General features: G+C 34.4%; 12 protein-coding genes. 7 read left to right on the forward strand and 5 right to left on the reverse strand.

What is annotated here, in order from left to right; all coding sequences use genetic code 11:
• Nucleotides 1–25: 25 nt before the first annotated feature.
• The 6 genes from COC46_RS00915 to menC all read left to right on the forward strand — a co-directional run bounded on the left by COC46_RS00915 (nt 26) and on the right by menC (nt 7,646).
• Complete coding sequence (locus COC46_RS00915) at nt 26–1,432, forward strand: isochorismate synthase (RefSeq protein ID WP_098807899.1); 1,407 nt, start codon at nt 26–28, stop codon at nt 1,430–1,432.
• Nucleotides 1,422–3,158 (forward strand): 2-succinyl-5-enolpyruvyl-6-hydroxy-3-cyclohexene-1-carboxylic-acid synthase, encoded by a 1,737-nt coding sequence (gene menD, locus COC46_RS00920; RefSeq protein WP_098807900.1) that lies wholly within the window; start codon nt 1,422–1,424, stop codon nt 3,156–3,158. Before COC46_RS00915 ends, menD begins: the two co-directional genes overlap by 11 nt.
• An 18-nt stretch (nt 3,159–3,176) precedes the next feature.
• Nucleotides 3,177–4,004 carry a 2-succinyl-6-hydroxy-2,4-cyclohexadiene-1-carboxylate synthase gene (gene menH / locus COC46_RS00925; protein WP_176545011.1) on the forward strand — a complete coding sequence of 276 codons (828 nt, stop codon included), beginning with the start codon at nt 3,177–3,179 and terminating at the stop codon, nt 4,002–4,004.
• Nucleotides 4,001–4,819: a 1,4-dihydroxy-2-naphthoyl-CoA synthase gene (gene menB / locus COC46_RS00930; RefSeq protein ID WP_056473277.1), complete on the forward strand. Its 819-nt coding sequence runs from the start codon at nt 4,001–4,003 to the stop codon at nt 4,817–4,819. Before menH ends, menB begins: the two co-directional genes overlap by 4 nt.
• A 268-nt stretch (nt 4,820–5,087) precedes the next feature.
• Entirely contained in the window at nt 5,088–6,530 is a 1,443-nt protein-coding gene (locus tag COC46_RS00935; protein ID WP_098807901.1) for an o-succinylbenzoate--CoA ligase, read from the forward strand.
• Nucleotides 6,531–6,542: 12 nt separating this feature from the next.
• On the forward strand, nt 6,543–7,646 hold the full coding sequence (gene menC / locus COC46_RS00940; RefSeq protein WP_098807902.1) for an o-succinylbenzoate synthase: 1,104 nt from the start codon (nt 6,543–6,545) through the stop codon (nt 7,644–7,646).
• A gap of 40 nt (nt 7,647–7,686) precedes the next feature.
• On the opposite strand, the gene yidD is transcribed toward menC, so the two are convergent.
• Both yidD and ytzI read right to left on the reverse strand, forming a co-directional pair.
• Nucleotides 7,687–7,941, reverse strand: coding sequence for a membrane protein insertion efficiency factor YidD (gene yidD / locus COC46_RS00945; protein WP_218012438.1), 255 nt, complete (start codon nt 7,939–7,941; stop codon nt 7,687–7,689).
• 25 nt (nt 7,942–7,966) lie between these two features.
• Nucleotides 7,967–8,113 (reverse strand): YtzI protein, encoded by a 147-nt coding sequence (ytzI, locus tag COC46_RS00950; RefSeq protein ID WP_098807904.1) that lies wholly within the window; start codon nt 8,111–8,113, stop codon nt 7,967–7,969.
• A 166-nt stretch (nt 8,114–8,279) separates the two neighbouring features.
• Here ytzI and ytkD point away from each other — a divergent pair, with 166 nt between their 5' ends.
• Nucleotides 8,280–8,759 (forward strand): RNA deprotection pyrophosphohydrolase, encoded by a 480-nt coding sequence (ytkD, locus tag COC46_RS00955; protein WP_098807905.1) that lies wholly within the window; start codon nt 8,280–8,282, stop codon nt 8,757–8,759.
• Between the two features lie 538 nt (nt 8,760–9,297).
• Here ytkD and COC46_RS00960 read toward each other — a convergent pair.
• From COC46_RS00960 to COC46_RS00970, 3 genes are read right to left on the reverse strand one after another with little or no spacing between them, the layout of a single operon-like run.
• Complete coding sequence (locus COC46_RS00960; protein ID WP_098807906.1) at nt 9,298–10,137, reverse strand: ABC transporter permease; 840 nt, start codon at nt 10,135–10,137, stop codon at nt 9,298–9,300.
• Nucleotides 10,097–10,861: an ABC transporter ATP-binding protein gene (locus COC46_RS00965; RefSeq protein ID WP_098807907.1), complete on the reverse strand. Its 765-nt coding sequence runs from the start codon at nt 10,859–10,861 to the stop codon at nt 10,097–10,099. The genes COC46_RS00960 and COC46_RS00965 overlap by 41 nt, the downstream gene beginning before the upstream one ends.
• A 12-nt stretch (nt 10,862–10,873) precedes the next feature.
• Nucleotides 10,874–11,866 carry an ABC transporter substrate-binding protein gene (locus COC46_RS00970; RefSeq protein WP_369700003.1) on the reverse strand — a complete coding sequence of 331 codons (993 nt, stop codon included), beginning with the start codon at nt 11,864–11,866 and terminating at the stop codon, nt 10,874–10,876.
• Nucleotides 11,867–11,920: the final 54 nt, after the last annotated feature.

An 11,920-nucleotide genomic window follows, 5' to 3' on the forward strand; every position in this document is an offset into this window, starting at 1 on the left:
TATATTTAAGCTAGGGGGAACTATTATGCTTAGAACAGGTCAACTGGAATCGATTGCATTCTTTGAGCACTCTCTTCAGAAGGCAAAAGCTTGTTCAAAACACTTTATTTGTAAAGTGGAAAAAATAATGAATATCCATCCCCTAAGTGTTTACCATTTTTATCATGAATTGGGTTTTACTGAACGCTTTTATTGGTCAAACCAAGAAAACTCGTTAATTCTCACAGGAATTGGTACTTTAGTTCCTTTTCATCATAGTACAGAAGAACAGTATTCTGCAATAGAAAAAGAATGGAAACGCTTTGGAGAGCAAGTGTATATCGAGCAAGAAAATTGCTTTGGTACAGGACCTATAGCTCTTGGGGGTTTCTCTTTTTTTGATAATTATAAAAATGATCAAGATTGGAAGAATTTTGGTACCTCTCATTTCTATGTACCTAAATTAATGGTGACGGTTACAAGTGAAGGGACATTCATAACCTCTAATTATGAAATTAATGAACAAACTTCAGTAGAGGATTTATTGCTTCAATATAAAGAATATGATGACTTTTTAGAAAAATTTGGAATGAAACAACCAAGTTTTACACAATCAGAATGCATTAACAAAGACGAATTTGAACCGAATGAATGGATTCAAAGTGTAAAAGAAGCAATTCAACAAATGAAAAGCGAAGAATTAGAAAAGGTTGTTTTAAATCGAACGCTAAATGCTACATTTTCTTCAGATGTAAATTCAACAAAAGTAATTTATGAACTCGAAGCGACAAGAAATGTTAACTATGTTATATCCTATCAATTAAAAGACACTGTATTTATTAGTGCTACTCCAGAAAGATTAATTTCTAAGAAAAATAATACAGTTTCTTCGATGTGTCTTGCAGGCTCTGCAGCAAAAGGAAAAACTAAGGAAGAAAACACAGAAGCCGCCGATTGGCTATTAAATAGTAAAAAAAATAATGGTGAACATGCTTTTGTTGTAAACTATATACGAGAAACGCTAAAAACATATTGTAACGAATTGTCTATCCCTTCGACTCCAAGAATAATGGCGACAAAAAGCCTATTGCATTTATTTACGCCTGTTGAAGGTAAATTATATAATCATGTGTCTTTATTTGAATTAATTCAGGCATTACATCCTACTCCTGCACTTGGAGGATTTCCTAAGGAAGAGGCATGTACGTTAATTCGTGAACTTGAACCTGTAGATCGAGGATGGTACGGTGCACCGATTGGATGGATTGATTTAAATGGGAATGGCGATTTTGCTGTAGGAATACGTAGTGCACTAGTTAATGGAAACAAAGCAAAATTATATGCCGGTTGTGGTGTTGTACAAGATTCAAAACCAGAGGAAGAATTTTTTGAAACTGGTGTAAAGTTTCTGCCAATGCTAAATGCATTAGGAGGTTTACGAAATGAAAGATAATGAAGCACTAACAAAATATATTGGTGCTCTTGTAGATGAAATAAGTGCATTAAATATTCAAAACGTTGTTATAAGTCCTGGCTCACGTTCTACTCCAATATCGATGCTAGTAAAAGAGCATCCAAAATTAAAGTCTTATATTGCAGTTGATGAAAGAGGCGCAGCATTTTTTGCTTTAGGTATCGCTAAAAGTACGAGACAGCCTACAGTATTAATCTGTACTTCTGGAACGGCAGCTTCTAACTATTTACCTGCTATATCCGAAGCAAGGGAATCTAGAATTCCTTTAATCGTTTTAACAGCCGATCGACCTCATGAGCTTCGAGATATTGGTGCACCGCAAGCTATGAATCAAATTGGCTTATATGGTTCGTTTGTAAAAAATTTCATTGAGCTAGCCTTACCAGAGGCTTCGGAAGCAATGTATCAATATGCCCGTTCAAGTATTAATCGTCTTTACCGTTCTTGTGTAACTGCTCCAATGGGACCCGTACATATGAATGTGCCATTACGAGAACCCTTAGTTCCAAATTTTGCGATTGAAGATTTATTTTCCGCAGGGAAACGTAAAAATTCTGCTCATACAATACTTACTGAAACTCTTGCGACAATTTCAAAGGAAACAAGAAATGAAATCATCGAGCTTTTTCAATTAAAAAGAAAAGGCTTATTAGTTTGTGGACCATATGTTTCGGACGAAGCTTTAAAAAGTATCATTGCTTTAGGTAGTTTATTAGACTATCCAGTTCTTTGTGATCCTCTTTCGAATGGTAGAACAATCAATAATGATGATTCAAATGTAATTGATACATATGATACATTTCTTCGATTTGATGAAATTGTTGATTCCCTTGAATCTGAAATTATCGTTCGATTTGGGGCAATGCCAGTATCTAAAACGTTTAATCAATATATACAAAAGCAAAAAGATTGCGAGCTAATTGTAATTGATGAAGGAGACTTATGGAGGGATCCCACATTAAAAGCAACGCAAATGATTTCTTGTGATGATATTGAATTTTGTCATGCAATCATTGATGCTTTCCAGGAAAAAACTAGTCTAGAATTAGATTGGTTGAATAAATGGAAAACTATTAATGAAAAAACAAAATATGGGCTTCAACAAGCTGAACAGTTTGAAGAATTTTTTGAAGGAAAAATTGTTCAAGTTTTAGCAAAAAATTTAACTGAAGAAAGTACGTTATTTGTTTCTAACAGTATGCCTATTCGTGATGTAGATACGTTTTTACATAACCAATCAAAAAAGTTAAAGATTGCATGTAATCGAGGGGTAAACGGGATAGATGGAACAATAGCGACTGCTTTAGGAATGGCAGCTGCAGGAGAGAGTGTAACATTATTAATTGGAGATTTATCTTTCTACCATGATTTAAATAGTTTAGTACTTTCTAAACTCCACCATTTACCTTTAAGGGTTATTCTTGTTAATAACGATGGTGGCGGAATCTTTTCATTTTTACCTCAATCAAAAGAAGAGAAGCATTTCGAAGCGTTATTCGGAACTCCGTTAGGATTGGAATTCGAACATGCTACAGCACTTTTCGGTGGAGCTCATACAAAAGTTCATAATTGGTTCGAATTGGAAGATGTGTTATCTAAAAAGAACGATGGATTACATGTGATTGAAATTCAGACAAATCGTAAACAAAATTATGATCTTCATCAAAAGGTTTGGAGCATTGTAAAATCCGAATACGAGAAATGAAGTTAGGTGTTCTTGATTATGGAAATTAAAATAAATGAGGTCACATATTCATACACTGAATCTGGTCGAGGACAAACAATACTATTATTGCATGGATTCACAGGTTCAACAAAAACATGGGAAAATTTAATAAATAAGCTAGAACAAAATTTTCATGTAATCGCAATTGATTTATTAGGACATGGCAAGACAGATAGTCCTATTCATGAAGAGCGGTATAAAATGGAGCTAGCTGCTAAAGATTTATACGATTTTTTAATTAAGAGACAAATTGATTCTGTACATCTATTAGGCTATTCAATGGGTGGTAGGCTAGCCCTCTATTTCGCTTTAGCATATCCAGCAAAAATTAGGTCACTTATTTTAGAGAGCTGCACTGCTGGTCTTCAATCTGAACAGGAAAGATATGCTCGAATTGAACAAGACAATCATTTATCATCGAAAATCTTAAATGAAGGTATTGAAGCATTTGTTAATTATTGGGAAAATATTCCGTTGTTTTCTACGCAAAAGAAACTACCTTCAGAGTCACAAGTAAAGATCAAGCAAGGAAGATTAAATCAGTCGCCGATTGGGCTGAGTAATAGCCTAAAAGGGATGGGGACAGGTATTCAGCCTTCACTGTGGGATCATTTGAATCAAATAAAAAACCCTACTTTATTAGTTTGTGGCGAATATGATGAAAAGTTTTGCCTAATAATGGGGAAAATGAACGAGAAGTTAAAAAATAGCGAAATTATCAAAATTCCAGATGCCGGCCATGCAATTCATGTGGAACAATCGGAAAAATTTGCTACAATAGTAAGTGGGTTTTTATTGAAACGAGAAAAGGAGGAAATTTCATGACAATTGAATGGGTACAAGAAAGAAAGTATGAAGAAATTTTATATTCTACATATAATGGAATCGCTAAAATTTCAATCAATCGTCCACACGTACATAACGCATTTACACCATTAACAGTTTCAGAAATGATTGATGCTTTTGCTTATGCAAGAGACGACGAAAAAATTGGTGTTATTATTTTAACAGGTGAAGGTGGAAAAGCATTCTGTTCAGGTGGAGACCAAAGTGTTCGTGGACACGGAGGTTATGTTGGACAAGACCGCATTCCTCGCTTAAATGTTCTAGATTTACAACGTTTAATTCGCGTTATTCCGAAGCCAGTAATTGCAATGGTAGCCGGTTATGCAATCGGTGGAGGAAATGTATTAAACGTAGTATGTGACTTAACAATCGCTGCTGAAAACGCTAAATTTGGACAAACTGGTCCTAAAGTAGGTAGCTTCGATGCTGGTTATGGCTCAGGCTATTTAGCTCGTATTGTAGGTCACAAAAAAGCTCGTGAAATTTGGTACTTATGCCGTCAATATAATGCACAAGAAGCATTAGATATGGGCTTAGTAAATAAAGTAGTACCTTTAGAAGAATTAGAAGCTGAAACAGTTAAATGGGCTGAGGAAATGCTTGAAAAGAGTCCAACTGCACTTCGCTTCTTAAAAGCAGCAATGAATGCAGACACTGACGGTTTAGCTGGTCTTCAACAGCTAGCTGGAGATGCAACACTTCTTTACTATACAACAGAGGAAGCAAAAGAAGGCCGCGATGCATTTAAAGAAAAACGTACACCAGATTTCGATAAATTCCCACGTTTTCCTTGATTCGAAAGAAGATAAAAGCTTGATGAGCAATCATCAAGCTTTTCAGTTTATAGGTAAAGTCCTAAAAATTTGATTTTCAGACTGATTGAAAACGTTTGTCTTTCGAGGCACGAAGCCTGATGAGGAGCGGAGTTACCCTAACCGGTAATGAGTACCGTAGACAGACGAAGTAACGAAGAAAGCGAGCGTTTGGCGGGCAGTCTGAAAGCTTGATGAGCAATCATCAAGCTTTTTTGAATTAATTTTCATTACGTAAGGAAGTGTTTTAATGAACCAAATTCCGAATTTTTTACTTGAAAGAGTCAGATTAACTCCTGATCGAGTAGCTATTGCAACTGACGTAGAGGAAATTACGTTTAAGGAATTACATAACCGGGTTATAAAACTAGCATATACATTTCACCAATTAGGTATAAAAGACGGGACCCATGTGTCTGTTTTAATGAATAATTCCGTTGAGTTTATAGTAGTTGTACACGCTCTTCATTATATTGGGGCTACATTAATTTTACTGAATATAAGATTGAGTGATGATGAAATCGGATACCAATTAGAAAATAGTGATTCTGAGTATTTAATCGTAGCGAACTCCGATACGATGAGAATACCTGAAAATATTAAATTGTTAAATATAAATGAGATGGAACAGGTTGAATCGAAGGATTTTCCGATCCAGTATACTTTTGATGAGGATAAAATTGCTACAATGATGTATACATCCGGTACAACAGGTTTCCCAAAAGCAGTTTTACAAACTTATCGAAATCATTGGAGCAGTGCAGTTGCTTCAGTCTTAAATTTAGGATTAGAGCAGCAGGATGTATGGCTAGTTTGTTTACCAATGTTCCATGTAGGTGGTTTATCAACTGTTTATAAAAGTGCAATTTATGGAATGAAAATCGTATTAACAAATAAAGCTGATGCACATACAATTAAAGACTGTGTCCTTAAGCATAATGTAACCATTCTATCTGTCGTTACAAAAGTATTAAATGACCTCTTAACACTTGTTGAAGGAACAAATGATTTACAAAGCGTAAGGGCAGCTTTACTTGGTGGAGGTCCGGCACCACTTCCTCTGTTACAAAAGGCAAATTCTTTAAATGTGCCAGTATATCAAACATATGGAATGACTGAAACATGTTCACAGATTGCTACTCTTTCTCCTGAATACATGCTTTCAAAACTTGGTTCTGCTGGTAAAGCTTTATTCGGTTGTACACTTGAAATAAAAGAAGATGGACGAACTTGTTTACCTGGAGAAGTGGGAGAAATTGTAGTTCAAGGACCAAATGTGAGTAAAGGATATTATAAACTACCTCAGTTCTCAGATTCATCTGATTATTTATTTACTGGAGACTTAGGCTATGTAGATGAGGATGGTTTTTTATTTGTAGTTGACCGTCGAAGTGATTTAATTATTTCAGGGGGAGAGAATATCTATCCTGCCGAGATCGAATCAGTATTATTATCGCACCCAGACATTATTGAAGCAGGAGTAACCGGAAAAGAAGATCCAACTTGGGGGAAGGTACCTGTTGGGTTTGTTATTAGTAAATCACCTAATCCTCCATCACAAGAAGAACTAATCGAGTATTGCCGAGATAAAATAGCGGGATATAAAATTCCAAAAGAAATAATTTATGTAGAAAACTTACCAAGAAATGCAACAAACAAGCTAGTAAGGAGAGAGTTATTAAAGTTTTTATAAGGGGATATAAACATGTTAATTCAGCAAATTGAATTGTTTTTAATTGAACAACCTTTAAAGATACCTTTTAAAACAAGCTATGGTACTTATGAAAAACGTGAAAGTATTATTGTTAAAATTTTAGAAGTAGATGGATTAAGTGGTTATGGAGAGGTTGTTGCTTTTTCTGAACCGTGGTATACGGAAGAAACGATTCATTCAGCTCTTCATGTTTTACAAGATTTCTTAATCCCAAAATTATTAAATAAGCAATTTAATCATCCTAGTGAAATAGCATCGCAGTTCAATCAATTTAAAGGGAATCAAATGGCTAAAGCAGGGCTTGAAGGTGCATATTGGGATTTGTATAGTAAACAACATTCAATTACATTAGCGCAAGCCTTAGGGGGCAATAAAGCTGAGATACCAGTTGGGGTCGTTATTAGTATAGACGAGCCAGGAAAAATGTTAAAACAAATTGGTGACTATTTAGCAGAGGGATATGAACGGTTTAAAATAAAAGTTTCAAGGGAAAATGATTACGAAATTGTTTCAACTATACGAAATAGCTATCCGACAATCCCTCTAATGATTGATGCGAATTCAGATTATTCGATTGAAGATATTCAAAAACTAAAAAAATTAGATAAATTTGATCTACTAATGATTGAACAGCCTTTTGGAGAACGTCAATTTATTGAACATGCCATTCTTCAAAAGGAAATTTCTACACCCGTTTGTTTGGATGAAAGTATTTGTTCAATAGAGGATGTACAAATTGCCCTCGAATTAGAAGCTTGTAAAATCATTACTGTAAAACCTGGTAGAGTCGGAGGATTAACGAATTCAATCGAAATTCATCGTTATTGTGTTGATAAGAATATTCCAATTTGGGTTGGAGGTATGATTGAAACAGGAATTTCTAGAATTCAAAACGTTGCATTAGCCTCTCTTCCAGGATTTACAATTCCTGGAGATATATCGGCCTCATCTAGACATTGGGAGCACGATATTATTTATCCAGAGGTAGCATTATTAAATGGAAAAGTTAAAGTTCCAGAAGGACCTGGTTTAGGGGTAGAAGTGGATGAAGAGAGGGTCCGAAGCCTTTCTAAAAAGATTTATCGATTTACTTGAAAAAGAAAAAAATACGATCAAATTAAACTTGTTATTCGTTTCAAGTTTCTTTGACCGTATCTTTTTTTGTTCCCTTAATTATTTTCTCAGGTACTGGATCAAATCCACCTGGATGAAACGGATGACACTTAAGAATTCTTTTAGTCGTTAAATACGAACCCTTAAGCGCACCATGAGTTTGAAGTGCCTCTAATCCATAGTGAGAGCAAGTCGGATAAAATCTACATGTTGGTGGCGTTGCAGGTGAAATCCATTTTTGATAAAATCGAATGATTCCAATTAATATTTTATTCATATACAAACCCTTCGTCTGCTGAGAATTATTTTTTGTCATGGTTGTTTTTCATTTTTACGTCTTCTAGCTTATCAACTTTATGCTGTACGCCGTAGCCTTTATTCACAGTAAGTACAAATGCACCGAAAATAACAACGATAATAATTCCACTAACGATAAATACTCCAGTCATACTAAAATCCTCCTAAATCGTTATACTACTATGATATAGTATACTGTCCATTTTGCAAGGCAATCAAATATTTTCATAAAGTTTAGGAATATTATTTCAATAATGATGAAACATTTTAATAGACATAGTACAATGGATAAACAAGTATGAATGTAGGAAGGTTAAAATGTACATATTTAAAGATTTTTACCATAATACAGTTGAATTATCGTTTGAGAAGCTTCCATTTTCTCTAAATCCGAAGCATGTTTGGGTTATTAGTAAATACAATGGCCAATGGTTACTAACAGACCATCAAAGAAGAGGATACGAATTCCCAGGTGGGAAAGTCGAGGAAGGCGAGTCACCTGAAGAAGCAGCAAAACGTGAGGTTTTAGAAGAAACAGGTGGAATTGTATCTAAAATTAATTACTTAGGGCAATACCGTGTTACAGGTAAGGACAAAATCATTATTAAAAATATATATTTTGCCGAAATAGGAGAACTGTTAACACAAAAACATTATTTTGAAACAAATGGCCCTGTATTATTAGATGAATTTCCTCCAAACATAAAAAAAGATCGACGTTTTAGCTTTATCATGCGTGACGAAGTATTTTCACAAAGCTTGAGTTATTTAAATAATAAAAAAGGTTCACTTTTATAAGTGAGCCTTTTTGCATTTTCGTGAAAAAAGACCTTGTAATAATATTTTTCAATTTTTTTTCTCTAAGTATAGGGTACTAAAAAAGTATTTTATCATACACTTTTATTCTAGAAGAGGTTGGTTGGAACGAAAGGGTGCTCGACTCCTATGGGAAATGCGGGAAGCCTGAGACCCCGCAGGCGCGCCGAGGAGGCTCAGGTCTCGCCCCATGGAAAGCGAGCAACCTGTAGTGGAAATCAACTTCATACAGCTTCCTTTTCTAATAAACAAATAATTTGAATGTAGCCTTCTAATGATTAACATCTTGAATATTTTAAAATCTGAAAAAGATATAAGTGATAAATCAGAAGACTGTAGGTCAATGGATAATATTTTTAAAAAATTATCATATAAACCATTTAGATCAAAATCAATAAATCTCATCTTTCACATCAAATGTTTAGATTAGTGTACGTAACTAATATCTTGTAAAAACCATAAAAAGCTCACTTATGTGAGCTTTTTAGAGAAAATACTAATAAATAGGCAAACTAACACATTATTTTTTTAGCATTTTTCTTTCTATATATTCAACGATAATATACATCAAACCAGCGCATACACTGATGATTAATACACTCATTAATACAAGAGTGAAGTTAAATACTTGGAAACCATATACGATTAGATAACCAAGTCCGTTTTTAGAAACTAAGAACTCTCCGACAATCACTCCTACCCAAGCTAATCCGACATTTACTTTTAATGTTGAAATGACGGTTGGTATACTAGCAGGAAAGATGACATTTTTAAAGATTTGAGTTTTTGTAGCTCCAAAACTTTTTATGACTTTCACGTAATTTTCATCTACTTGTAAAAAGGCTTGATAAATAACTAGAGCTGTTATGACAAAACTTATGATGATTCCCATGGCAATTATTGAGGAATATGAAGGTCCAAAAATGACAATGATGATTGGACCAAGCGCAACCTTTGGCATTGCGTTAAAGACTACTAAAAATGGATCAAGTACCTTGGAGGCAAATGGATACCACCATAGAAAGATGGCCAGAATCACACCAATAATTGTTCCAATAATAAAGCCAACGAGCGTTTCAGTGATTGTAGTCATCGCATCGTGGTAAATAGACCCATCAATAAGTTTCGCACTGAGTAAATCGTAAATTTTTGAAGGTGAGCTAAACAATAGGGGATCGATTATTCTTTGATGACTTAAAAGCTCCCAGGCTATAAAAAATACGATAACAATTAAAAGTTGGAAGAAAAATACGAATCGTTTTTTTCTGCGGTTTTTTTTGGCGATTTTAGCATGATAGGATTTTAGTTCATCAGCGACTTTATCCACGTTTCTCCAACTCCTTCCAAATCGAAGAAACATAAGTAGAAAAAAGTGATTGGTGTCTTGCTTCAAATGGGGAGTGAATACGCAATTCTTCTGGTAGATTAAAAACTTTTGATATTTTTGTAGGTACATTCGTTAGCGTAATGACCCGATCACACATTGCTACAGCTTCTTCGATATCGTGAGTTACTAAAATAGCAGTTGTATCTAACTTCTTAAATAAGTTGAAAACTAATTCTTCAAGTTTTACTTTATTTTGATAATCTAAGGCTGAAAATGGTTCATCTAATAATACAATTGAAGGACTAGTAGAAAGAGTTCTCACTAATGCAACGCGTTGTCTCATGCCACCAGATAGTTCTCTTGGATATGCATTTTCATAATCCTTTAATCCAACTTCGTTTAACAATTCAAGTGTTCGATTTTTATTTTCTTCTGTATCCTTATCTAAAATCTGAAGACCAAGAAAGATATTTTCTCTAATTGTTTTCCAAGGGAACAAATAGTCATGTTGAAGCATATAACCAATTTCGCCCGATTTTATATCATAAGGCTTACCTTTAAACATAACTGAACCGTCATATGGTGTAAGCAATGAAGAAATAATAGATAAAAGTGTGCTTTTTCCACAGCCACTCGGACCTAATACAGATACAAATTCACCCTTTTCAACTTCAAACGTTAAGCCATCCAATATTTTAATTGCTTTTTCTTTCGATAAAAATATATGAGAAATATCCTTAACGGTAAGATAACTCATTTTAATTACCTACTACTTCTCCGTAGATTTTTCAGCGAATTTTGTATCAACTAAAATTGAATGTGGAACTTCTTTTGGCAATACACCAGAGTTTTTCATGATAGTTTGAAGATTATTCCACTCATCTTCTTCTAATATTGGATTTGTTGAATAAGAGTTTTGAGACTTATAACGATCAATCACTTTTATTGAAATGTCTAAAGGTGTATCTTTAAAAAATGGTGCAACACTTTTTGCAATTTCTTCAGCAGTATGAGTGTCCACCCATTGCTCTGCTTCATAAATAGCATCTGTAAATTTTTGAGCTGTTTCTGGGTTCTTCTTCAAATAACTTTCCTTTGCGATGAAAGCTGTATAAGGAACTTTTCCAGATTCCAAACCGAATGAAGCAACGATTTTACCTCTTCCTTCTTTTTCCATAATACTTGCTGTAGGCTCGAACAATTGAACATACTCTCCAGTACCTGAAGCATATGCATTCGCTATATTTGCGAAGTCAATATTTTGAATTAGATTCAAATCTTTATGTGGATCTATCCCATGTTTACTTAGGACGTACTCGCCAACCATTTGTGGCATGCCACCTTTTCTTTGACCTAAAAATGTTTTGCCTTTTAGTTGATCCCAATTAAATGATTCAGTTTGATTTCTTGCTACAAGGAATGTTCCATCTGTTTGAGTCAATTGGGCAAAGCTTTTTACTGGATCATTTGCTCCTTGCGCATATACATAAATAGTTGTTTCAGGACCAACTAATCCAATATCCGCACCGTTTGACAATACAGCAGTCATTGTTTTGTCTCCACCTGCAGTAGTCGTTATTTCAACATCTAATCCATGCTTTTTGAAGATTCCTTCACTAACAGCAACATATTGAGGCGCATAAAATAGTGAATGTGTTACTTCTGCCACTCTCACCTTTGTATTGCCATCTTTGGATTTATCTTTCGAACAAGCGCCTAAAATAGAAGCAACTAATAAAAATAAAACAACGAACCATTTGATTTTCATTTAATCCCTCCTAATCGAAAATATACAATTAGCCTATGCAATAGGAGA

The sequence above is a fragment of the Bacillus sp. AFS041924 genome (assembly GCF_002577195.1).
Taxonomy (GTDB): Bacteria; Bacillota; Bacilli; order Bacillales; family Bacillaceae_G; genus Gottfriedia.